Genomic DNA, 22,521 nt, shown 5'->3' with positions numbered 1-22,521 from the left:
GATAGGTGAAATTTACTTGTTGCTAGTTAAATCCAATAAGCGGTCTTTCAAGTCTTCTTCTAGATGACCCAATTCCACTTCGGCAGCACGACGTTTTTCTTTTCCTTCTTTTTGGATCCGTAATGTTTCTTGGATCGTTTCCACAAGGTCGTTTTGTGTTTTTTGCAATGTTTCGATGTCGACGATGCCGCGCTCGTTTTCTTTCGCTGTTTCAATAGCAGAAACTTTCAACATTTCTGAGTTTTTCTTCAATAGATCATTGGTGGTCTCAGAAACTTGGCGCTGTGCCGTAACTGCATCTTTTTGACGCAATAAAGTCAAGGCAATGACCACTTGGTTTTTCCATAGCGGGATCGCTGTATTGACAGAAGCTTGGATTTTTTCTGCTAACGCTTGGTTCGTGTTTTGGATCAGGCGAATTTGCGGTGCCTGTTGGATCGTGATTTGACGTGCCAAGCGCAAGTCATGGGTCCGTTTGTCTAAACGATCTAGGAATTGCGTGTAATCGTTGGCGATCTGTACGTCCATTTGATCATTCGTTTCTTCTGCTTTTTTCATGGCTTCAGGAATGATTTTGGTTTGCAATTCTTGCATCTTCAACTCGCCAGCGGCAATGTAGATGTTCAATGCATCGAAGTAATCTTTGTTCTTTTGATACAACTGTTCCAACATCAGGTTGTCTTTTAGCAAACCGTCTTTTTCTTTATCCAATTTGACGGCGATCTTGTCGATTTGGGCACCGATTTTTTGGTATTTAGCGGTGATTTCAAAAATGGATTGTTTTACTTTACCAAACATCCGCTTGAATAAGTTGCCTTCACCTGCACGCAGTTCATCTGGATTGGCTTCTTGCAAGCGATACATCAACTCAGTCAATGAGTCGCCCACAGGGCCGATATCAGCTGCTTGGACATGGTTCAACATAGATTGGGAAAACTCCCCAAGTTTGGTTTGGGCAGCTGCACCATAGGTGATGACTGCTTGCTGGTCAGTTGCATCGATCTTGCTGGCTAATTCTTGGGCCTGTGCTTGACGCTCTGGCGGTAATTTGTCAATCAAACGCGGTGCTGTTTGCTGTTCTTTCAGCTGACTGATCTCCGCTTGTTGAGTAGTGGTCAAAGTGTCGACAGGGGTTGAAAATGGGTTGTTCAATAAATCGTCAAGCGTATCCGTTACGGGTTTTACTTGATTTGGTGTGTCACTCATAATAACTCCTCCTAATAATTGTCTGCTTTCGAAAAAAATCTAGCCTGGGCTAGATTTTTTTTTAGATTCTTTTTTTGTTGCCAATCAGAATCTATCCCTATTCATTATCTCGTTTTATGCTTTGTTTGGCAATGGATAACTCAATATCCATGTCATCAAGATCGTCTGCTACAAATTGGGAGTAGTCTTTGGCGATCAAGGAAGCCATTTGCTCGATAATTTGTGTGCTTTCTTCGATTTTATCATAGGTCTCACGACTTTTGATCTCATGGCTATTGATTTCAATGAACTTATCGGTCAAATCGACCATATTGGGCAAGTGGGTATAAAGGAAATGACTTGCCAAAGGCAGTTTAGTTGGTTCTTTTACGAGTTCTTTGAAAAGAGCTTTTGAGGCACGCAAGGCATCGTGACGCAAGTCAATGGCTTTTAACTTGTTATTGCTAGTGATATTTTTTTGGTATTTATCGATTTGGTGTTTCGTCTGATTCATCGTTTCACGGAACAATTCGATCTCACGAGCAGTCATTCCGCTTTTCAAGTAATGGGCTTCTCGTTCTCTCGTTAAAGAAGGCAAAACTTGTGGATCCGCTGCCGGAACTTTACGTCCTCTGATACCGACGTAGACTAAAATCGCACCGACGATTAATAATAGGCTCGCAAATGAATCGCCTACTACGTTAAAAATAATACTGATGAGGACGATCGCACCAACGATCAGCCAGATGTTTTTTTTCATTTTTCCTCCTCCTAAAAATCTCTTGGACAAGTAGATTGGGTTATTCGACATCTTTATTTTAGCATGTTCACTAAAAGAAAAATATCAGACTTGGGGTGGATTTTCCGATTTTTAGTAAATTCATAAGCTTTCTTGCTATTTCTTAAGAAGATATTTTTTCTAAATTATGCTAAAGTGTTTGATAGATAAGACGTATGAGGAAAGTTAGGTGTCGATAGATGTTAGAATTTAAAGATTTTGAAGAAAAAACGATCCAACGGAATGAAATTTTCCATGGCAAAATCATTGATGTGGTGGTTGATGATGTCTCCTTGCCCAATGGTGGAACCAGTAAACGCGAACTAGTCTTCCACCCAGGTGGGGTGGCCGTGATCGCCTTGACGAGTGAGAACAAAATGCTGTTCGTTCGCCAATTCAGAAAGCCATTAGAGCGAGTGATTTTAGAGATACCAGCAGGCAAAATCGATCCAGGAGAAGGCGCACGTCCAGATTTGACTGGCGCCCGGGAATTGGAAGAAGAGACTGGCTATCGCGCAAAAACGCTAGAGCATGTTTCTTCTATGTACCTTTCACCAGGATTTGCGAATGAAATCTTGCACGTCTATTATGCGAAAGAGCTGGAAAAAGTGGCAAATCCCTTACCGCAAGACGAAGACGAAGTGCTGGAAGTCTATGAATTGAGCTTAGAGCAAGCACAAGCCGCTATCGCTGATGGAACGATCTGTGATGCGAAGACCGTGTTTGCGATCCAATTTTGGGAGTTGCTGGAATTGAAACGGAGGAACGGACTTGCCTAAAGAACCATTGATCACCCGCAGTGAACTTCGACGCCGACGCGAAGAAGAACAAGCGGCGTCTGAACGTAATCAGCAAATCGTAGAAAAGCAAAGCAAGAAAGAATGGAAACAAAAAGAAAAACAAATTGATAACCACTACCGAAAAGTGCGCAAGAAAAACAAAGAAATCACGAAGACCCGTGCCGGTGAGAACCAGAAATCTCGGGATCTGAACCGTTTTTTAATGAAAGCCATTGTGATCGTCACTTTATTGTTAGTCGTCGTCGGTTTGGCGATCTTTTTGTTGTGATTCATCTAGTACTAAGAAAAAGCCGCCCCTGCATCTTCTGCAAGTGCGGCTTTTTTGTTATTCGGTCGGCTTTTTCAAAATAGCTAAAAACATGGCCGCTGGCTGATTCATGAACAAATGATCCGCTTCATGAAAAACGGTAAAGGAAGTGTCGGTAAACCCAATCGCCTCTGTCAGTTGAGTCAATGCAGCAGGGTCAAACCCATTATGAACCAGCGGGTGAGACACGGCGGGATTTTTGAGGAAATCCACTAGGTAAAGGGTTCCTCCTGGCTGTAGCAAGGCGTATAGTTTTTCCATCATAGCGGCTGTGTCAGGAATATGCAGCAAGACGAGGGATAGCAGCACAGCGTCTGCTTTTGCTTGTAAGGATTCTTGCAGCAGATCGTGGACAGTTGCAGAAGCATTGGCCAGCTGCAGTTGGTTGATTTTTTTTTCAGAAACCTCGATCATGCCAGGGGCAGTATCCCAGATGGCTAAGTGCTGGACATAAGCTGCTAAGGGCAGACTTACTAGGCCGGTACCGCCGCCGATATCGATCAGAGTTTGGTGCTGGTTGTCTTTAAAATAAGGTTCAAGGGTTTGGGTGACTAATTGTGCTAACGCGATCCGTTCAGGGGTATCGTATTTTGCTGCCATGGCGTTGAAAATTTCAGACATAAGTGCCTCCTTTGATAATGACAAAAAACTGTTCGTTTCGTCAAAACTAGTTTATCATGAAAGGAGAAAAAACACGTCAGTAGATACGTGGGAATTTCTGTTGTTTTTCATTTTAAAGGATGAAAAATAAACGAGAAGCAGGAGGCAAACACATGAAAATTGGTATTATTGGTGCAATGGAGGAAGAAATCAAGACGTTGCGGGAACAGTTGATTTCACCGCTTTCTTGGGAACGCGGCGGCGCACTATTTATTTCAGGAAGTATCGGCAATCATGAAGTGATCGTCGTTCGTTCAGGTATTGGTAAAGTTCTGGCATCGATCACCACTAGTTTACTGATCCAACAATACGGGGTCAATATGGTGATCAATACTGGATCAGCTGGTGGGATCGGTGCCGGTTTACAAGTAGGGGATTTAGTGATCTCAGATAAAGTGGCCTATTTTGATGTCGATGTGACTGGCTTTGGTTATGAATATGGCCAGTTGCCTGGTGGGATGCCTTTGTATTATGAAGCCAGCCGCTATTTGATCAGTGAGATGACGAAAGCCGCAGAAGCGACCCATCATACCGTGAAAAAGGGACTGATCGTTACTGGTGACAGCTTTATTCATGACCCGCAAAAAGTACAGGAGATTTTAGGACATTTTCCAGATGCCTTGGCTTGTGAGATGGAAGGAGCCGCGATCGCACAGACTGCGCAGCAATTCAATATTCCTTTCTTAATCGTGCGCGCGATCAGCGACACCGCCGACCACGCAGCAACCGTCTCTTTTGATGAGTTTATCTTAGAAGCTGGCAAGCGTTCCGCTGAAATGGTCTTGGCATTCGTTGAAACATTAAAGTAACTTAAAAAACAGGAGAGCCGATCCGTAAGAGGAGGAAGGAAGCATGAGAGCATTACTATCCATTGATTATACGTTTGATTTTGTTGCAGATGAGGGACGATTGACGACGGGTGCTGCTGGGCAAGCGATTGAAGCTGCCTTAGTGGCTCGGACGCAAGCCTTTATCGAAGCCGGTGAGTATGTCGTTTTTGCCATTGATCGTCATGAGGAAACAGACAACTATCATCCTGAAAACCGCTTGTTCCCACCCCACAATCTTGCGGGCAGTGCGGGGCGACATCTTTATGGTCGTTTAGCCCCGCTTTATGAAACCTATCAGGAAGCGCCAAATGTCTATTGGATCGACAAGCGCCATTACTCAGCGTTTAGTGGTACCGACTTGGACATCCGACTCCGGGAAAGAGGGATCACGGAATTGTACCTGACCGGCGTTTGTACCGACATCTGTGTCTTGCATACAGCAGTGGATGCCTATAATTTAGGCTACCAACTGGTGATCGATGCAGATACCGTTGCCAGCTTTGACGCGGTCGGACATGAATGGGCACTACGCCATTTTGAAAATACCCTTGGTGCGAAAATCATTTCTGCGAAGGAGGAAGCATAAATGGGATGGATGGATCAATTAAAAGCAAATTTCAGTTTCAGTGAACTGACTAGCCTTTATCAAGCGTATCAAAAAGGGAATCTTGATGTGAAGGCGTTGTTGAACAATGACTTCTTACAAAAGTATACAGATTTTCAGAACTTGGATGAGTTTATGGCTAAACTAGGAATCCAGAATGAAAACCAAATCTTCGACTTTCTAAAAGACCGCCCCAATCGACAAAAAGCCGATCAAGTCGTCAATGAGCATTCTCAATTCGATTCTGTGATTAGTATGATGAAAAAAGCTTTACAGAAATAAACAATTGGCGAAGAAAAAGCGCAAGCAGAAAAATCTGCTTGCGCTTTTGTTTACCAGATCTGCACACGATCTTCTGGTGCACGATACATAGGGTCACCAGGTTTGATATCAAAGGTTGTATAAAATTCATCGATATTTTGGACTTGGATATTGGCCCGTAGTTTAGCTGGTCCGTGGACATCGATCGCCAGTAAGAGCTGTTGGTATTGTTCTTTGGCTTTTGTACGCCAAATCTTCGCCCAATTGGTGAAGAAGTCTGTTAAAGAAACATCGCTTTCTTTTTGCGCTGCTTCTAGCGCACAGCTTAGTCCGCCTGCATCGGCGATGTTTTCAGAAACAGTCAATGTTCCGTTGACGGTACCGCCGGCAAAGGGCAGGCCATCAAACTCGTCGATCATCGCTTGAGCTAAGCGTTCAAAGTGGGCCAGATCTTCTTCTGTCCACCAATTGTTTAAATTACCATATTCATCAAATTTTGCCCCGTTGTTGTCAAAGGCGTGGGAGATCTCATGAGCAATGACCGCGCCGATCCCCCCATAATTTGCGCTGGTGGATTGTTCCAAACTATAAAAGGGCGCTTGTAAGATTGCGGCTGGGAAAACGATCACGTTCTTAAATGGGTGATAGTAGGCATTCACGGTAGCGGCGGACATTTCCCATTCCTCGCGATCCACGGGCTGCTGCCATTTTTTGAAGCCATCTTCTCGGAACAAACGATTGAAATGCAGGGCATTTGCCAGCAGACTTTTCTCTTCATCGGTATGCAATTGATCATAAATAGCAGGAACTTGATCAGGGTACCCGACATGGATGCCTAAACGATTCAATTTGATGATCGCTTTTTGGCGGGTTTCTTCACTTAACCACGTGTTGTTGCGCAAACGATCTTGGTAGACAGCAATCATTGTTTCCACCATGTGTTTGACGTCTTTTTTCGCCATTTCCCCAAAGTACTTGCGTCCATAATAATCACCGATCACTTGACTAAAATGACCCATCGTTAAGTAATAAGCCGCTTTTTGTTGGGGAGCCGCTTCATCGATCCCTGATAAGTAGCGACTGTAGGTTCCGCCTAACTGACGCAATTCTTCACTCAGATAGCTAGTATAGCGCAAGCTTTGGTTGACGATCATCCAGCCTTTCAAGAGTTCAAAATGGCTATCAGAAACAATAATGTCAAAGGCTTCAAAGTAAGCGGGTTCCGTTACGATCAGCTCTTCTGGTGTACCTGGTAAAAGGGCTGTCAAGAGTTGTGTAAAATCGATCTTGCTAGCTTGCTTTGCAAATTCCTCCAAGGAGCGAGGATTGTAGTTTTTACTATAATCCGCACTTTCTTCCGCACTGCGGACGTGAGGGGCGATCAATTTATCAAATGCGATCGCTTGCTCTACCAACGATTCCGCTTCTGCTTGGTCTTTTCCGTAAGCAACTAAAACGTTGACGGCCATCTCAAAGTAGACTTGCAGCATTTCGCCTGCTTGGGGATTTTCTGTGTAATAGGTTTTATCCGGCAAAATAGTAGCAGGCGGATAGACCGACAAAGTATTCATTTGCGCATTTTTCATGTCTGCATCGACATCCAGTTGGAAAGGCAAGGCAATGCCATCTAAAACGAAACTTGCCAGTTGCTGATTCAATTCCTCATAAGAACGCAACGCTTCGATTTTTGCTAATAGTGCATTTGCTTCAGTAGCGCCAGCTGCCTCTCGTTGGGCAAAATCGCTGGCTAAGCGGTAAAAAGCCACAGCATCCTTCATGCGGCCTTTTGGCGTAGCATGGGGATCGTGTGCCATATTTTCAAATTCTGCGATCATTAAGGAATCGATTCCGTCAACGAGATCTTGGAATCCACCCGTAGCGGGTTTATCTGCTGGAATAACAGCGGTCTCCAGCCACTCGCCATTTACATAGTCATAAAAATCATCTTTTAACAAGGTTGTCATGTCTTTCGCTCCTCTCGCTTTCTACTATTATGAAACAAAATCTGTAAGGACGCAAAGAAAAGTTTTCTAGACGAAAAAGGGTTTTGATCCAAGTAGGAGGAGAATCTAAGGTATAATAAGAAAAAAGGCAGGTGAACGAGATGGAACAAGTAGAGTGGAAAGGGATCGCCGAAGAGCGGTTTCGTCCGTATAAGCAGTGGGTCACTCCTTCAGGGTATTTATGCGGCACCTATGCGGCAGCCGTCTTTTTGGCCTACTATCAAGATTACATCGATGAAACGATCATCCCGAAAGCGTTTCGTCGAAAAAAACAGCGGGATCTGACAGTAGTGACGGAAATGCTGCGTGTGCTGATTCAGCCTCATGGGTTGCCGACGATCGCTTGGCAAGTCAGTCATGGTTTGACTCGGTTTTTCGATCAATTCCAATTGCCTTACCGCGGACGTGCGACCGTTGTTGGCGGTTGGCATCGAGCGTGCAAACGAATCGACGAAGGCAAACCGGTGATCATCGGTATTTTGAAGCCTTTAGGCAGCACATATGGCAATCATTGGGTCGTGGCTTACGCCTACGCCGAAACCGCCAGCGGAGAACGCTATTTTAAAGTTCATGACAACTGGGGCAACTACAAAAAAGTAATTCCCGCCAGTTGGGTAAACGGTACCGTCACACTTCCTTGAACGAGACGGTTAAAAAAACAGTCACTTTGTGCTAGAATAGAAGAAAACAACCACATTCATTGGAGGCAATCATGGGCGAAAGTTATAAAGATAGTTCGTTGAAAATTTTTAGTTTAAATGGAAATTTACCATTAGCAGAAAACATTGCGAAAGTTTTCGGTACAGAACTAGGGAAGTCAAAAGTGACACAGTTTAGTGATGGAGAGATTGCCATCAATATTGAAGAAAGTGTGCGGGGCGACCATATTTATATCATTCAATCGACGAATGAACCCGTCAATGATCATTATTTAGAGTTGCTGATCATGATCGATGCGATGAAACGGGCTAGTGCGAAGACCATCAATGTCGTTTTGCCTTATTACGCATATGCGCGGCAAGACCGAACCGCCAACCCGCATGAGCCGATTACTGCAAAATTGATTGCCAATATGCTGGTGGAAGCAGGGGCTTCTCGGATCTTGACGCTTGATCTGCATGCCGTCCAAGTTCAAGGATTTTTCGACATCCCAGTGGATAATCTCTTTACGATCCCATTGTTTGCCCATTATTATCGCGAACAAAAAATGACTGGTGACGACTATGTCGTTGTTTCACCAAAAAACAGCGGTGTCCAACGGACCCGTAGTTTGGCAGAATACTTAGATACAGCGATCGCGATCGTCGATCAAGATGAAGCCGATGGCGGCTATGTGATTGGTGATGTCGTTGGGAAAAAATGTATTTTAGTTGATGACATTTTAAATACCGGCCATACATTGGCAAAAGCGGCAGACTTGTTGAAGGAAGCTGGTGCCAGCGAAGTGTATGCTTGTGTGTCTCACGCCTTACTTTCGCCGCCAGCTAAAGAAATTTTGGATCAATCAGCGATTGAAAGGATTTGTGTCACCGATTCTTGTTGGACCAGCGAAGAACGCCATCCAGAAAAACTGCACTACATTTCTTGTGCTGAATTGATGGGGGAAGCCGTTCGCCGCATTCACGAAAATACACCAATGAGTCCATTGTTCCGCCTGGAAAGCAAAGAGTATAAATAAAAATATGAAAAGCACCCGCTATCCCTAGGGACAGCGGGTGCTTTTGCGTGTGGGGGAAGTGGACCAGACACAGCGGATCAGTTCAACTGATTGCGGTTCAAGACCGTTTCTCGTTTGATCAGCTTATGTGGTACGACCAGCTGTACGCCGTTTGAATCTTCATGATTCAATTGCGCCATCAGCCGTTCGGTAGCGATTTTTCCTAAGGACAACACGTTGATATCGATACTAGTCAAATACGGGTGTGTCAAAGTAGCAAAGATCGAATTATTGAAACTGATGATGGATAAGTCATCCGGGACTTTGTAGCCATACATCGTCGCTAATTGAATGATCCGCACAGCGAACAGATCATCGATCACGACGATGGCAGTTGCTTGGGATTCTTTGATCGTTTCTTCAAACGTGACGTAATCTTCCGCTTTTTCAAAGGTCAATGCTGGATAAAAGGGGAGATTTGCCAGCATCATGGCTTTTTGGTAGCCGAAAAAACGTTCGAAATACAGATTTTCATGGGTCGTATTAGTAGCAAATAAAATCTTCGTATGCCCTTGGGCGATCAGATGCTCGGTTGCTTGCTTGCCTAACAACTGGTTGTCATTATCGACAAAAACGATTTTGTCTTCATTGCTGTATGGTTGACCAATCAAGGTAAAGGGGACTTCTTTTTCGACCAGATAATCGATGATGGGGTCTTTTTCATCGGAATAGACCAAGATAAAGCCATCTACTTGTTTTTGCAGGTGCATTCGTTCCACGTTTTTTAGTAATGTAGCAAAGTCACGGGCGGAGGCAACGGCAACCGTCATTTGATGATGGCGGGCCTCTTCATTGATGGCTTCGATCGTTTCTAAATAAAAGGGGTTTCCTAGTCGTTCTTTCGAATCAAGGGGCGGCAAGATCACGCCGATGGCACTAGATATCTGTTTGCCGAGATTTCGAGCCGCAAGATTGGGGACGTAGCCCATTTCTGCCATTACTTTGCGCACTTTCTTCTTAGTATCTTCAGAGATACTGGGATGATCGTTTACGACACGAGAAACCGTGGATGTAGCGACGCCAGCCTTTTTGGCGACATCTTTGACCGTAATGCTCACTGATTTCCCTCCTTTTTTAGCTTATAGTATCACAAAGTGTCGGCACAAGGGTAGAGCCAATCAAAAGAAAGAAGAAATGCAGACATTTCTTCTTTCAGAAGGCTTGTTTAGCTAATCGCTGTACTGATTTCGTCTTCTAAAACATAGTCTTTGCCATACACCTTGATTGGCAATGCCTCACCGCTGATTTTTTTCAAAGTCACCGTCGACTCATTGACGGAAACAAAGAGCAGACGTCCACGATAGTTGATGTGGAAGGCATAGCGGCTCCACGTTTTAGGTAAGAATGGCGCAAACCCTAAGTGGTCGTGATCGGTTTTCATTTGAGCAAAGCCTTGAACGATCGCTAACCAGCTGCCGGTCATAGAAGTGATGTGCAAGCCATCATCGGTATCATTGTTGTAATTGTCCAAATCAAGACGAGCAGTCCGCTCATACATTTCCAACGCTTTTTCTTCCATGCCTAATTCCGCTGCTAAAATCGCATGGATACTTGGAGAAAGGGAAGATTCATGCACTGTCATCGGCTCATAGAAATCAAAGTTCCGTTGTTTTTCTTCTTTGCTGAATTGATCGCCGAAGAAGTAGATCCCTTGCAAAACATCGGCTTGCTTGATAAAGCAAGAGCGCAAGATATGATCCCACGACCAATTTTGGTTCAACGGCAAATGTTTTGGATCAAGATCGGAAACGGGCATCAAGTCTTTGTCTAAGAAGGTATCATGCTGGACGAAGACTCCAAGCTCTTGGTCTTCTGGGAAGTACATATTGTCGATGATGTCTTGCCATTTGGCTTGCTCTTCGTCAGAGATCGTGACAGTCGCTTCGTCTTTGAAGGCTTCATAGCTGGCTAAGGTATAAGCTAAGACCCAAGTAGCCATTTTATTGGTGTACCAGTTGTTATTGATATTGTTTTCGTATTCGTTTGGTCCAGTGACGCCATGGATCATGTATTTTTGCTGACGTTTTGAATAGTGGACACGATCTGCCCAGAAACGTGAAATCGCGCTTAACACTTCTAATCCTTCTTTTTTCAGGTAACTTGTATCGCCAGTATAATTCGTATAGTTGTAGATGGCATAAGCGATGGCACCGTTTCGGTGAATTTCTTCGAAAGTGATCTCCCACTCATTGTGGCATTCGATCCCAGTGAAGGTCACCATTGGGTAAAGGGCACCTGCTAAGCCTTGTTTTTGCGCATTGATATGGGCTTGCGGCAATTGGTTGTGACGGTATTTCAACAAGTTGCGGGTCACTTCTGGTTTTGCTAATGCCAAATACAATGGGACTGCATAGGCTTCGGTATCCCAGTAAGTCGCACCGCCATATTTTTCACCAGTAAAGCCTTTCGGTCCAATGTTCAAGCGCTCGTCTTCGCCATAATAGGTTGAAAACAATTGGAACAGGTTGAAACGAATCCCTTGTTGCGCCGCAGCATCGCCTTCAATGATCACATCGGCTAAATCCCAGCGGGCTTTCCAAGCAGCGACTTGTTCTGCACGCAACGCATCATAATCTGCTTTGTATAAAGTGCCTAATTCGGTGACTTTTGCTGGATGATCATGAGCGGGAACATCACGACTCGTAACGATCAAGACTTCTTTGATCAATGAGAAGGTGTCACCGGCTGCCCCAGAAAAGGCAAAGGTATCAGCGACGCAAAGTTCGCTTTTCACGGAATCAATCGGTGTTTGGCTATGACGCATAGCAGAAGTGACAGTAAAGCGTTCAATGTCAAAATTATTTTCTACGGTCCGAGTCGTCAAGTAATGGAAGGTTTCGGTTTGGCCATGAGCCAATTCTTCCCAGAAACGTTCGTCGTAGTTGCTGTCTTCGTTATGGACGTTGTTATCTAGTTTAGAAATGACTTTGATCTCAGCGTCGCCTTCAATGATCTCAGCATCCATCTTAATGAGGGCAAGTTCACGTTTTACGATGCTCAAGAAGCGTTCAAAAGAGAATTTAACCGTTGCACCTGCTAAAGTCACAGTATAGTTGCGGCGTAAAATCCCAGTTTCCATGTCTAGTTCTAAATGGAAATCACTTGGGCTGATTTTTGCTAAGTCGACTAATTGGTCATTGATAAATAGATCCATTGCAATAAAGTTGACCGCATTGATCACTTTGCCAAAATAGTCAGGATAGCCGTTTTTCCACCAGCCAACACGGGTTTTGTCTGGGTACCAGACACCTGCGATATAGGTACCTAAGTGATGATCGCCGCTGTATTGTTCTTCAAAGTTGCCGCGCATTCCCATGTAGCCATTCCCGATGCTTGTTAGCGACTCTTGCAGTCGACGATTTTCTTTATCTAAGGTAGATGTCGCGATTTTCCATGGATCGATCTCGAACAATCGTTGGATTTTTTTCATGAAAGTCCCTCCAGAATCTTTTTGATATCTCTATCATAAGCGCAAACGATTGCATCGTCAAGTGAAAGTTGTTGCGTTTAAAGAATTTCCTATTAGGAAACATCGAGAAGGAAAGATTCAGTTAGATAAAGGCGAAAAAGCGAATAGAATACCTTTTGATATTTCTGGGTTTACAAAATCTTTTTTCTCCGTTAGAATGAAATCATTAAGAAACCGATTGCGTAAATCGATTCAGGGAAGGAAGAAGGAAGATGAAAAAATTATTGAGCTTCGAATTTTGGCAAAAATTCGGAAAAGCGCTAATGGTGGTTGTCGCTGTTATGCCAGCCGCTGGTTTGATGATCAGTATTGGGAAAACGATCCCAATGATCAATGCCGACTGGGCATTCTTGATCACCACAGGAGGCGTCATTGAAAACATTGGTTGGGCAATTATTGGTAACTTGCATTTATTATTTGCATTAGCTATTGGTGGTAGTTGGGCTAAAGAGCGAGCTGGTGGGGCATTTGCTGCCGGGATCGCCTTTATTTTGATCAATCGGATCACTGGTTCGATCTTTGGCGTGACGAGCGCGATGTTAACCGAAGAAGGCGCCTTTACCCATACGTTGTTTGGGACAAAGATCATGATCGACGGTTTCTTTACTAGTGTATTAGAAGCACCTGCTTTGAACATGGGCGTCTTTGTCGGGATCATCGCCGGTTTTGTGGGGGCAACAGCTTACAACAAATACTATAATTTCCGCAAATTACCGGATGCGCTTTCCTTCTTTAACGGCAAACGCTTCGTCCCTTTCGTGGTGATTGCCCGTTCAGTAGTCGTCGCATTAGTGTTATCAATCGTTTGGCCTTACATTCAAGCCGGTATCAACAACTTCGGTTTATGGATCGCGCAATCACAAGAAAGTGCGCCCGTTTTAGCACCTTTCTTGTTTGGAACCTTGGAGCGGCTGCTCTTACCATTCGGGCTGCATCATATGTTGACGATCCCGATCAATTACACCGAATTAGGTGGAACCTACACAATTCTTTCTGGGGCACAAGCCGGCACCCAAGTCTTTGGACAAGACCCATTATGGCTTGCTTGGGCAACAGATCTAGTGAATATGCGCAATGCTGGAGATACGTCACAATATCAATTTTTATTGGAAAACTTTGTTCCTGCCCGCTTTAAAGTTGGACAAATGATTGGTTCATCTGGGATCTTGATGGGCTTGTCTTATGCCATGTACCGCAATGTCGATGCGGACAAACGGCACAAATATACCTCTATGTATTTATCAGCTGCCATCGCTGTCTTCTTGACAGGGGTAACAGAACCGTTGGAGTTCATGTTTATGTTTGCTGCCGTACCGCTTTACATCGTTTATGCAGTCGTACAAGGGGCGGCATTTGCGATGGCGGATATCGTCAACTTACGGGTCCATTCTTTTGGGAATATCGAGTTGTTGACCCGTACCCCAATGGCGATCAATGCCGGCTTAGGACAAGATTTGATCAACTTTGTGTTAGTGACCATCGTCTTTGGTGTCGGGATGTATTTCTTGGCAAACTTCTTGATCAAAAAATTCAACTTTGCAACACCAGGTAGAAACGGCAACTATGAAACAGAAGGGGCCAGCGATGCGCCAGCAACTGCTTCGGCGGATGGCAACTTGAACCCAGATTCACAAGTCGTGAAAATCATTCATTTATTAGGTGGACGTGAAAATATCGCCGACGTTGATGCATGTATGACTCGTTTACGGGTCTCTGTGAAAAATCGAGAAGCGGTCGGCGATGAAAAAGCGTGGAAAGCCGCAGGGGCTTTAGGCTTGATCGTAAAAGACAACGGTGTGCAAGCAGTCTATGGACCGAAAGCAGATGTCTTAAAATCAGACATTCAAGATATCTTAGATTCTGGTGTCACGATTCCCGAACCGACTGCTAGTCAAGCACCAGCTGAAACCACTACCCATCAAAGCCAAGGCGTGACAGCTGAACTAGCTGCCGTTGCCACTGGAGAAGTGATGCCGATCACCTCTGTCAAAGACCAAGTGTTTGCGGAAAAAATGATGGGTGACGGTTATGGTATACGTCCAGAGCAGACGACAGTTGTCGCACCAATCAGCGGGAAAGTCACCAACATCTTCCCAACGAAACATGCGATCGGCTTGCTTTCTGATGAAGGCATCGAAGTATTGGTTCACATGGGCTTAGATACCGTTGACTTAAACGGTGCACCCTTTACGGTAGCTGTCACTGAAGGACAACAAGTGGCGGTCGGTGACAAGTTAGCGGAGATGGATCTCGCTGCAGTAAGTGCTGCTGGCAAAGACACCACCATCGTTGTAGTGTTGACCAACAGCGATCAAATCGATTCCTTTGAATTGACCCAAATCGGCAAGCAACAAGCAGCCGCAGTTGTTGGAATCGTAAAACTATAATAAAATGACAAGCGGGTCGACTCTTTTGTTGACCCGCTCTCTTTTATTTTTAAAAGGAATCGTACAAGCAAACCGAGAGAAGGAGCCTTATTCATGAAGGTATTAACATTGAACACCCATAGCTGGTTAGAAGAAAATCAGCTAGAAAAATGCAAAATGATCGCACAAGAGATTGCAACAGGCGACTATGACATCATCGCCTTGCAAGAAGTCAACCAAACGATCGCTGCTCAAACCATCGTTCCTGATGGGCTTTATTGCCCGACAGATACGCTGGTGGAAATCAAGGAGGACAATTTTGCTTTACGCCTAGTGGAAGAACTGCAACTGTTAGACTGTGACTACTATTGGTCATGGACCTACAGTCACGTAGGCTATGACATTTACCACGAAGGCAATGCCTTATTGTCCAAACAGCCCATCATTGCCAAAGAATATCTTGCTTCACAAGCCACGGATGTCTGGGATCATACCACGCGCAAAAACCTGAGCGGCGTGACTGAAGCCGATGGGCAGATCGTACAAGTCGTTAGCTGTCACTTTTCTTGGTGGCAAGACGGTAAATTTGCCTACGAGTGGCAACAGACAGAAGCATTTTTAGCAGAACGGGCAGATACCTTATTGATTCTAGGAGATTTCAACAACGATGCGGCCAGTTCTGGGCATCAACTGGTCCTTGACAGCTCCTTACAGCTGCAAGACAGCTTTTTAACGGCTGCTGAAACGACCGGGGAAGCCTCTGTCGTTAAAGCCATTGATGGCTGGCAAGACAATCGAGAAGCGTTGCGGATCGATTATGTTTTTGCATCAAAAGACCTGCAAGCAACGGAATATGAAGTCGTTTTTGACGGAACGCGTACTCCAATCGTCAGCGATCACTTTGGAATCAAAGTGGTTTTTGCTTCAAAAACAGATCCAAACTAACATGAGCGACAGCAAAAAGCAGTGCCAACCGGCACTGCTTTTCTTTTTGGGGAAGTTAAATCGCTGATCGAACAAGGAGGAAAAAGAATAAACTCAATAAAAGAATGAATGCTAATGCCCCATAGGTAAAACTCTTTTCGCCCCAAGTTGCGGTTTCCTCCTGACTCGAAAGACTTCTTCTTGTAAAAAAGACGAGTCCTGCGCCGATGACATTCGCTGTCAGCAACTGTTGGAAGAAGATCAGGAATAAATACTGTCCCAAAAGGCCTTTTTTACTCATGGAAAACCGTTGAATAAAGTACAGGCAAGCCCCTTGCAGCAAAAGGAGACTACTTAACAAGACCCCTAAAGCGGCTAACGGTTGCGAGTTGAGGTACTGGGCAAAGGTCATCCCATGGTTGAAGGCAGTCAAGGAAAGATAAAGATAGTAAGCACCGGCGATCAAAAGCCAATAACTCAGTAAAATCAATGGAAACGCCCATTTTCGTTTAGTCATGGTTGCCCTCCTGTAAAGTGAATAGTCCGTAGGAACGGATCAAATAATCAATCAAGCAGCTCAGTCCGATCAAAGACTGGCTAGGGATTTTCTTGCGACCGATTTGAAAAAAATCGCAATAATAGGTCAGGTGAAACGTTGAATGGCGAGCAAAATAATTATCTCCTGGCGCACTCAATGTCAAAACGGGAATCTGACGAATCGCAAAAGTCGTCAGATTCTCTTTGACGTTTTCTGTTTCGCCGCTGAGTGAGGCGATGATCACACAATCTTCGGCAGTGATCATCGGCATGACCATATCAAATTCCGTTTTGTTCGGCAATACGATCACTCGTTTTTCCATAGAAAGCATCATTTTGGAAAACTCCTCCAGTGCTTTCTTTTGGGAGAACCCAGTTGGGTAGCAGTAGATGGTTTTGCTGCGGTCAAACAAGCGGTTGAGGGCAGCTAAGTCTACTGTTTTTACATAGTTTAGGGTGGCGAAAATATCCTCTTGTTGCTTTTCAAAAATCGTTTTTTGCTGCGAAATCGTTGTTGCCTGTTCTTGCTGATGCCGTAGAAAATATTTGAACTCGGAATAGCCAGAAAAACCAAGTTTTTTCGTCAACCGTAAAATAGATGACTTTGAGACGTGAACCTGCTCGGATAGCTCGACGATCCCCATAGATAGAACGGTATCGCCGTGGGAAAGAATATAGTTCAGAATGCCACGATCAAGTTCACTTAACTCTGCTTGGTGCTGTTGAATCAAATACTGTAATTTCACAAAAACCCCTCCTTATTGATTAAGTATAGCTGAAAAGCCAGGAGGGGAGGCGAAGAACGCTGGCTAGTGTAATTCTGGCCAAAAGGCTTGATTTGCTTCGATCAATTCATCGAGTAATTCTTTGGCTACACGGGCATTTGGGACCACTTTTGAAAGAATCAGTGCTTGCCACAGCTTCTGGTAAGAACCCTCTGCCCAAGCTTCCACGACTAATTTTTCTACGGCGACTTGTTGTTCCATCAATCCTTTTTGGAAGCGAGGGATCTTGCCTTGTGTGATTGGTTCTGCCCCGTTACTGCCGACGATACAAGGCACTTCCACCATTGCCTGTTCATCAAAGTTGACGATCGCTCCTTCGTTAGGCACGATCAACAGCATTCGTTCTTGCGTGTTATAAGCAATCGCTCGTGCAAGGTCAACAATGTAGCTGGCGTGTTCATCCACTTCAAGCGTGGTGTCAGTCGCTGTCTGGTTCTCTACGATGCGTTGGCATTCACCAAAGACGTGTTTTTCGCGGCCAGCCATGACTTCATTTGCCCGTGTAAAAGATGGGTTGGTGTGCGCCACTTCATCTTGAGGGAAAAAGTAATACTTCAAGTAGGTATTTGGCAAAGTGGATGGATCAACCTCGTACACTTCTTTTGCTTTGGCAAAGGTGTGCATCCAGCTGGCATCAGCATGTTGGCTCGCTTCGATTTCTTCTGGCAATGAATAGCCGTATTTTGCTACATGCGCTTGGATCTGCGGCAGCAAGTCATTGCCAGCTTTGTCTCGTATATCTGTCCACCAGCCAAAATGATTCAAGCCATAATAGCGAACGACCAATTCTTTGCGAGAAGCTAAACCGATCGCTTGCGCCATCCGTTCTTCGATTCCCACTGGCATATCACAAATATTAATGATCTTAGCATCAGGGCGCAATTTACGAGTCGCTTCTGCGACGATCGCTGCAGGATTGGAATAATTCAACATCCACGCATCAGGGGAATATTTTTCCATATAATCGACTAACTCCAATACACCGCCGATAGAACGCATCCCATAAGCGATCCCGCCAGGACCACAAGTTTCTTGGCCGACCACACCATATTTCAAAGGGATTTTTTCATCCTTTTCGCGCATCGCATACAAGCCAACTCGGATATGCGCCATCACAAAATCGACATCCTGAAACGCGGTTTCGGGATCAGTGGTTGCTAAAAATCTGATTTCGGGTGCGCGTTCTTTCAATAAAATCTCGCAAGCTTGTGCCACTTTTTCTTGTCGTTCTTCCAAATTGTCGTAAAACTTGATTTGGCGAATCGGGAAACGATCCAAGTGTTCTAAAAGCATCAAGACGATTCCAGGGGTAAAGGTACTGCCGCCTCCAGCGATCACGATTGAAAATTTTTTCATTTTTGTTTCCTCCTTAGTCTGATACAGCTAATAATTTTTCGAATTGTTCTCTCACTTGTGGCACATCCAGACCAACGATCACTTGGAAGGCGTTGCCGTTGCGAACAACACCATGGGCACCAGCACTTTTAAAGATGTCATCTGGCAGCACTTGGTCTTGATCTTTAACGGTGATTCTTAGGCGAGTAGCACAATTAGTGACTTTATCAATGTTGTCGCGACCGCCAAACCCTTCTAAGTAGACTGCGGCTTGTTCGGTGTAGCGATTGGCACCAGCAATCACTGGAGTTCCAGTGTTGGCTTGTTTTTCTTTGTAATCTTTTTTGGTGTATAGTTTGACTTCGCTATTGTTTTCTTCCCGTCCTGGTGTGGCTAACTTAAATTTGAGGATCAAGAAGCGGAAAACAAGGAAATAAAGCGCAGTAAAGGCTAACCCAATCACCAACTGCGTGAAGATCATACTGCGATGATTTTGAAATAGCGGAATCCAGACCTTCGCTAACAGATCGATCAAGCCGCCCCCCATATCTCCAACGACCCCGAAGGCAAACATCGTTGCCGCCATGGTCGCTGCTAAAACAGCGTGCACCGCAAAGAGGGGTGGTGAGATAAAGAGGAAGGTAAATTCCAATGGCTCAGTGATACCAGCTAAAACGGCAGTTAAAGTGGCAGGGATCAAAATCGCTAAGACTTTCTTTTTATTCTCAGGCTTGGCTGTGAAATAAAAAGCAGCAGCGATCCCCGGTGCAGCAAAGATCTTAGAATTGCCATGTAAAGCAAAGCCCCCTTCAGGGAAAAGCTCTTTCAATGGTCTGGTGGATTGGGCAAATTCTTGTAAATGTGCCATCCAGTATTTGGAGATTCCTTCTTCGACGACAGCAGGACCAAAAACAAAGGGGGTATACACGAAATGATGGAGACCTGTGGGGATCAATATTCGCTCTAAGAAAGTATAGAGCCAGACCCCAAAGACCCCAGCACTTGCTAGAAACCCTTGCATGGACCCAATGCCAGCTTGGACTTTCGGCCAAATCAATGCAATCAAGAAAGCGACTGGCAACATCAAAAAGAATCCAAGGATCACGACAAAGGAAGAGCCTTGGAAGATTCCGAGAAAATCAGGCAGCTTCGTATCGAAAAACTTGTTGTGAAGATAGACGACGATCGCCGAAATAAAAATTGCTCCGATAATACCAGTATCTAATGTTTTGATGCCGGCGATCATTTTCAAGCCACTCTCACCGCCGGGATCAGCTGCAAAGTTGACACCGAAGAAGTGACCAAAGTATTCGATCATGCCAGAAATAAAATAATTACAAGTAATATAGACGACAAAGGCTTCCATTGCCGCTCGCGCATTGGCTTTTTTTGCGAGACCGATCGGTAATCCAATAACAAATAGTAATTCCATTTGGTTGAAGACCGTCCATGCACCGTTTTCAATAATCGTCCAAATGTTGAACCAAGTAGAGCCTTCAGTGGCGATGCTCCCCACAAGCATCGGATTTTTAAAGATAATACACAGCGCGACCATGATCCCCGAAAATGAAAACAAGAGGACCGGGGTAAACATCGCACCGCCAAACCGCTGAACTTTTTCCATCATAATTTCTTAACATCTCCTTTCAATTTTTACTACAACCTCAGTATAGAAAAGAAAGATAGCGGTTACAATAAAGCGAGGTGGCATAGGAACGTAGAAGCAAACAAAGAGAAAAGGTAGCAACTGCGGGGAAATTTCCCATAAAAAAACAAACCTGCGAAAAACAGGTTTGTTTGCTAAGTACGTGTATTTAAATTTCGACGTTGCCATAACGATTGGCAAGGGCGGTGCGGATCAAGCGCTCTGCCAAATGCTCATTTCTTGCGAGAAGCGGTCCGTGGAAGTAAGAGCCGAACACATTGCGGTAAACCACGCCTTCGGTTTGGTCTTCGCCATTGTTTCCTTGTCCTTGGATGACTTTCCCCAATGGTTTTTCCCCTTTACCTAAGAAAGTACGGCCATTATGGTTTTCAAAGCCATAATAGGTCTCATCGAATTCTTCATTGTGGATCACGATGTCACCGATGAAACGGTTGTTTTCTTGGCTTAAGGTGTAATGATCCAAGGCACCGATCCCCTTGATTTTCTCGCCGTTGGCACCGATGTAGTAATGACCCAGCAATTGATAGCCGCCGCAAATTGCCAGCATCACGCCATCATTTTCGATATAGCTGGTCAGGGCTTCTTTTTTTGATTGGATATCTTGTGAAACGATCACTTGTTCAAAATCTTGTCCGCCACCGAAGAAGACGAGATCATATTTTTCAGGATCGAAGGGCTCGTGAATGCTGACGACTTCTGCGTTGAAGGTCACGCCTAGTTTTTCGGCCACGTAGCGCAACATCAAGAGATTGCCGTTATCGCCGTAAGTATTCAAAAGATTTCCATACAAGTGGGCAACATCCAGTTGATACTTAGTCACGACTCATTCCTCCTTTGATATAGCCTTTTTCCGCAAGCTTTTTGCGTAGCTGCAGGACTGCAGTGTAAGTCGCTAAAATATAGACTTTTTCTGTTGGTAAGTCTGCAATTTGCTTGATGACGTCATCAAGTTCAGGGGTTTCAATGATTTTCTCTTCAGGGATCCCCGCAACTTTTAACCGCAACGCCATATCTTTGTGACGATCACCACCAGCGACCACTTGAGGAATCCCCATATCGGCAAACGCTTCATGGTCGCCATCCCAAATCCAGCTGACGTCGATCCCATCTGCGTAGTTGGCATTCAACAAGCTGACTAGTGAGAAAGGATAGGGCGACAGGCTGATCATATCGATGACTTGGTTCAAACCAACAGGGTTTTTAACTAAAACTAACGTACATTCTTTGTCCCCGATGCGGATCACTTCTTGGCGGCCAAAGACTTTTTCGTCATAGGCCAAACCAGATTTGATTTTTGCAGGTGCTACGCCATAATATTCCGCAACCGCAGTTGCCGCCAGCGCATTGTAGACATTGTACATCCCACCAACTTCGATGCGATAGTCATTGCCATCGATCACAAAAGCAGCAGAGGTGTTGTCCATTGCAGTCATTTCCGTCAGTTTATAATCCAATTCTGGTCGATGGAAGCCGCAATTTGGGCAGTAGTATTTCCCAAGATTGGCATAGGTGATCATTTTATAATGCAAAATGTGATGACACTCAGGACACAACACGCCATCCGTATTGTAATGGGCCATCTGCTCTTCATCTGGCAAATGATCAAATCCATAGTATTTCCGCGGATTGACAGTTGCCACCGAATTGAACAGTGGCGAATCCCCATTGCAGAGGATCGTTGCTTCCGGTGAGTTTGCGGCACCTTCAACGATCATTTTATAGGTCGTATAGATCTCGCCATAACGGTCCATTTGATCGCGGAAAATATTGGTGAAAACGAACAATTCCGGTTTGATGTACTTCGTTACTTTGCTGAGACTGGCTTCATCGATTTCTAAAACCGCAAATTTTTTGCCTTTTTTAGGGCGTGCCGATAGAAAGGTTGAAACGATCCCTTGGACCATATTGGCGCCGGTGGGGTTCGTTAATACTTCATCAAATTCTTGGCGCAAAATATTGACAGTCAAGGCAGTCGTCAATGTTTTGCCGTTGGTGCCTGTGATCACGACGACTTGGTAATCTTTCGCCAAATGATCTAATATATGTGGATCAACTTTTAATGCTAATTTACCAGGCAGGCTTGAGCCACCTTTGAAAAAGTTCTTTAATACCCATTGAGAGGTCTTACCGACTGAAACAGCCAGATGACTTCGTATTCCCATAATGTAACCCTCCATTAGAGCGAATGCTTTCGTTGTGCAAATTCAATTTATCATACCATATACCAAGAAAAAGGTTAAATTGCTTTTGCGATTCTTTAAATTTCTACAAAGACCATTCTGATAAATGGCTCT

At 44.6% G+C, this 22,521-nt stretch carries 21 protein-coding genes; 9 read left to right on the top strand and 12 right to left on the bottom strand.

Annotated elements, in window-relative coordinates; all coding sequences use genetic code 11:
- Positions 1 to 12: 12 nt before the first annotated feature.
- Positions 13 to 1,206 (bottom strand): toxic anion resistance protein, encoded by a 1,194-nt coding sequence (locus tag A5882_RS02640; RefSeq protein ID WP_005233515.1) that lies wholly within the window; start codon positions 1,204 to 1,206, stop codon positions 13 to 15.
- A gap of 97 nt (positions 1,207 to 1,303) precedes the next feature.
- On the bottom strand, positions 1,304 to 1,945 hold the full coding sequence (locus A5882_RS02635; RefSeq protein ID WP_008379306.1) for a 5-bromo-4-chloroindolyl phosphate hydrolysis family protein: 642 nt from the start codon (positions 1,943 to 1,945) through the stop codon (positions 1,304 to 1,306).
- A 218-nt stretch (positions 1,946 to 2,163) separates the two neighbouring features.
- On the opposite strand from A5882_RS02635, the gene A5882_RS02630 reads away from it, so the two are divergent.
- Together A5882_RS02630 and macP are read left to right on the top strand one after the other, a co-directional pair.
- The gene (locus A5882_RS02630; protein ID WP_008379307.1) at positions 2,164 to 2,742 is read left to right on the top strand and encodes an NUDIX hydrolase; all 579 of its coding nucleotides are present in this window, start codon (positions 2,164 to 2,166) and stop codon (positions 2,740 to 2,742) included.
- Positions 2,735 to 3,031, top strand: a complete 297-nt coding sequence (gene macP / locus A5882_RS02625) for a cell wall synthase accessory phosphoprotein MacP (RefSeq protein WP_005233519.1) — start codon at positions 2,735 to 2,737, stop codon at positions 3,029 to 3,031. Before A5882_RS02630 ends, macP begins: the two co-directional genes overlap by 8 nt.
- 57 nt (positions 3,032 to 3,088) lie before the next feature.
- Here the strand turns inward: macP and A5882_RS02620 are convergent, their stop codons facing one another.
- Complete coding sequence (locus A5882_RS02620; RefSeq protein ID WP_008379308.1) at positions 3,089 to 3,691, bottom strand: class I SAM-dependent methyltransferase; 603 nt, start codon at positions 3,689 to 3,691, stop codon at positions 3,089 to 3,091.
- 152 nt (positions 3,692 to 3,843) lie between these two features.
- Between A5882_RS02620 and A5882_RS02615 the strand changes: the two genes are divergently transcribed.
- Genes A5882_RS02615 through A5882_RS02605 form a run of 3 tightly spaced genes read left to right on the top strand, consistent with a single transcriptional unit; the run spans position 3,844 to position 5,446 of the window.
- Positions 3,844 to 4,539, top strand: a complete 696-nt coding sequence (locus A5882_RS02615) for a 5'-methylthioadenosine/adenosylhomocysteine nucleosidase (protein ID WP_042890679.1) — start codon at positions 3,844 to 3,846, stop codon at positions 4,537 to 4,539.
- Between the two features lie 43 nt (positions 4,540 to 4,582).
- Complete coding sequence (locus tag A5882_RS02610; RefSeq protein WP_008379309.1) at positions 4,583 to 5,146, top strand: cysteine hydrolase family protein; 564 nt, start codon at positions 4,583 to 4,585, stop codon at positions 5,144 to 5,146.
- Positions 5,147 to 5,446: a hypothetical protein gene (locus A5882_RS02605; RefSeq protein ID WP_008379310.1), complete on the top strand. Its 300-nt coding sequence runs from the start codon at positions 5,147 to 5,149 to the stop codon at positions 5,444 to 5,446. It begins immediately after the preceding gene.
- A 50-nt stretch (positions 5,447 to 5,496) separates the two neighbouring features.
- Here A5882_RS02605 and A5882_RS02600 read toward each other — a convergent pair whose 3' ends face one another.
- Positions 5,497 to 7,389, bottom strand: a complete 1,893-nt coding sequence (locus A5882_RS02600; protein ID WP_016612961.1) for a M13 family metallopeptidase — start codon at positions 7,387 to 7,389, stop codon at positions 5,497 to 5,499.
- 140 nt (positions 7,390 to 7,529) lie between these two features.
- On the opposite strand from A5882_RS02600, the gene A5882_RS02590 reads away from it, so the two are divergent.
- Both A5882_RS02590 and A5882_RS02585 read left to right on the top strand, forming a co-directional pair.
- The gene (locus A5882_RS02590) at positions 7,530 to 8,069 is read left to right on the top strand and encodes a C39 family peptidase (RefSeq protein WP_005233534.1); all 540 of its coding nucleotides are present in this window, start codon (positions 7,530 to 7,532) and stop codon (positions 8,067 to 8,069) included.
- Positions 8,070 to 8,140: 71 nt separating this feature from the next.
- On the top strand, positions 8,141 to 9,106 hold the full coding sequence (locus A5882_RS02585; protein ID WP_005233536.1) for a ribose-phosphate diphosphokinase: 966 nt from the start codon (positions 8,141 to 8,143) through the stop codon (positions 9,104 to 9,106).
- A gap of 77 nt (positions 9,107 to 9,183) precedes the next feature.
- Here A5882_RS02585 and A5882_RS02580 read toward each other — a convergent pair whose 3' ends face one another.
- Both A5882_RS02580 and A5882_RS02575 read right to left on the bottom strand, forming a co-directional pair.
- Positions 9,184 to 10,203: a LacI family DNA-binding transcriptional regulator gene (locus A5882_RS02580; protein ID WP_005227844.1), complete on the bottom strand. Its 1,020-nt coding sequence runs from the start codon at positions 10,201 to 10,203 to the stop codon at positions 9,184 to 9,186.
- Positions 10,204 to 10,310: 107 nt separating this feature from the next.
- Positions 10,311 to 12,575, bottom strand: coding sequence for a glycoside hydrolase family 65 protein (locus tag A5882_RS02575; RefSeq protein ID WP_016621941.1), 2,265 nt, complete (start codon positions 12,573 to 12,575; stop codon positions 10,311 to 10,313).
- Between the two features lie 251 nt (positions 12,576 to 12,826).
- Between A5882_RS02575 and A5882_RS02570 the strand changes: the two genes are divergently transcribed.
- Both A5882_RS02570 and A5882_RS02565 read left to right on the top strand, forming a co-directional pair.
- Positions 12,827 to 15,001, top strand: a complete 2,175-nt coding sequence (locus tag A5882_RS02570; protein ID WP_016621940.1) for a PTS transporter subunit IIBC — start codon at positions 12,827 to 12,829, stop codon at positions 14,999 to 15,001.
- Positions 15,002 to 15,094: 93 nt separating this feature from the next.
- The gene (locus tag A5882_RS02565; protein ID WP_005233544.1) at positions 15,095 to 15,925 is read left to right on the top strand and encodes an endonuclease/exonuclease/phosphatase family protein; all 831 of its coding nucleotides are present in this window, start codon (positions 15,095 to 15,097) and stop codon (positions 15,923 to 15,925) included.
- A gap of 55 nt (positions 15,926 to 15,980) precedes the next feature.
- On the opposite strand, the gene A5882_RS02560 is transcribed toward A5882_RS02565, so the two are convergent.
- The 6 genes from A5882_RS02560 to A5882_RS02535 form a co-directional block, all read right to left on the bottom strand.
- Positions 15,981 to 16,421 carry a hypothetical protein gene (locus A5882_RS02560; RefSeq protein ID WP_016621938.1) on the bottom strand — a complete coding sequence of 147 codons (441 nt, stop codon included), beginning with the start codon at positions 16,419 to 16,421 and terminating at the stop codon, positions 15,981 to 15,983.
- Positions 16,414 to 17,187 carry a MurR/RpiR family transcriptional regulator gene (locus A5882_RS02555; RefSeq protein WP_016621937.1) on the bottom strand — a complete coding sequence of 258 codons (774 nt, stop codon included), beginning with the start codon at positions 17,185 to 17,187 and terminating at the stop codon, positions 16,414 to 16,416. The genes A5882_RS02560 and A5882_RS02555 overlap by 8 nt, the downstream gene beginning before the upstream one ends.
- Before the next feature lie 63 nt (positions 17,188 to 17,250).
- On the bottom strand, positions 17,251 to 18,582 hold the full coding sequence (locus A5882_RS02550; protein ID WP_086372387.1) for a 6-phospho-alpha-glucosidase: 1,332 nt from the start codon (positions 18,580 to 18,582) through the stop codon (positions 17,251 to 17,253).
- Between the two features lie 13 nt (positions 18,583 to 18,595).
- Positions 18,596 to 20,188 (bottom strand): alpha-glucoside-specific PTS transporter subunit IIBC, encoded by a 1,593-nt coding sequence (locus tag A5882_RS02545; protein WP_016621936.1) that lies wholly within the window; start codon positions 20,186 to 20,188, stop codon positions 18,596 to 18,598.
- 187 nt (positions 20,189 to 20,375) lie between these two features.
- Entirely contained in the window at positions 20,376 to 21,047 is a 672-nt protein-coding gene (locus tag A5882_RS02540) for a type 1 glutamine amidotransferase (RefSeq protein ID WP_086372386.1), read from the bottom strand.
- Entirely contained in the window at positions 21,040 to 22,389 is a 1,350-nt protein-coding gene (locus tag A5882_RS02535; RefSeq protein WP_042890677.1) for a Mur ligase family protein, read from the bottom strand. The genes A5882_RS02540 and A5882_RS02535 overlap by 8 nt, the downstream gene beginning before the upstream one ends.
- Positions 22,390 to 22,521: the final 132 nt, after the last annotated feature.

Source organism: Enterococcus sp. 4E1_DIV0656 (assembly GCF_002140695.1).
Classification (GTDB): domain Bacteria; phylum Bacillota; class Bacilli; order Lactobacillales; family Enterococcaceae; genus Enterococcus_D; species Enterococcus_D entomosocium.
This window is presented reverse-complemented; position numbering and strand designations above follow the sequence as displayed.

Bases quoted from the DNA above. Each gene is read 5' to 3' on its own strand.
- A5882_RS02535 (WP_042890677.1), bottom strand. From the start codon at position 22,389: ATGGGAATACGAAGTCATCTGGCTGTTTCAGTCGGTAAGACCTCTCAA.
- A5882_RS02550 (WP_086372387.1), bottom strand. From the start codon at position 18,582: ATGAAAAAATTTTCAATCGTGATCGCTGGAGGCGGCAGTACCTTTACC.
- A5882_RS02600 (WP_016612961.1), bottom strand. From the start codon at position 7,389: ATGACAACCTTGTTAAAAGATGATTTTTATGACTATGTAAATGGCGAG.
- A5882_RS02615 (WP_042890679.1), top strand. From the start codon at position 3,844: ATGAAAATTGGTATTATTGGTGCAATGGAGGAAGAAATCAAGACGTTG.
- A5882_RS02620 (WP_008379308.1), bottom strand. From the start codon at position 3,691: ATGTCTGAAATTTTCAACGCCATGGCAGCAAAATACGATACCCCTGAA.
- A5882_RS02585 (WP_005233536.1), top strand. From the start codon at position 8,141: ATGGGCGAAAGTTATAAAGATAGTTCGTTGAAAATTTTTAGTTTAAAT.
- A5882_RS02545 (WP_016621936.1), bottom strand. From the start codon at position 20,188: ATGATGGAAAAAGTTCAGCGGTTTGGCGGTGCGATGTTTACCCCGGTC.
- A5882_RS02610 (WP_008379309.1), top strand. From the start codon at position 4,583: ATGAGAGCATTACTATCCATTGATTATACGTTTGATTTTGTTGCAGAT.
- A5882_RS02590 (WP_005233534.1), top strand. From the start codon at position 7,530: ATGGAACAAGTAGAGTGGAAAGGGATCGCCGAAGAGCGGTTTCGTCCG.
- A5882_RS02560 (WP_016621938.1), bottom strand. From the start codon at position 16,421: ATGACTAAACGAAAATGGGCGTTTCCATTGATTTTACTGAGTTATTGG.
- A5882_RS02565 (WP_005233544.1), top strand. From the start codon at position 15,095: ATGAAGGTATTAACATTGAACACCCATAGCTGGTTAGAAGAAAATCAG.
- A5882_RS02640 (WP_005233515.1), bottom strand. From the start codon at position 1,206: ATGAGTGACACACCAAATCAAGTAAAACCCGTAACGGATACGCTTGAC.
- A5882_RS02570 (WP_016621940.1), top strand. From the start codon at position 12,827: ATGAAAAAATTATTGAGCTTCGAATTTTGGCAAAAATTCGGAAAAGCG.
- A5882_RS02630 (WP_008379307.1), top strand. From the start codon at position 2,164: ATGTTAGAATTTAAAGATTTTGAAGAAAAAACGATCCAACGGAATGAA.
- A5882_RS02575 (WP_016621941.1), bottom strand. From the start codon at position 12,575: ATGAAAAAAATCCAACGATTGTTCGAGATCGATCCATGGAAAATCGCG.
- A5882_RS02605 (WP_008379310.1), top strand. From the start codon at position 5,147: ATGGGATGGATGGATCAATTAAAAGCAAATTTCAGTTTCAGTGAACTG.
- A5882_RS02635 (WP_008379306.1), bottom strand. From the start codon at position 1,945: ATGAAAAAAAACATCTGGCTGATCGTTGGTGCGATCGTCCTCATCAGT.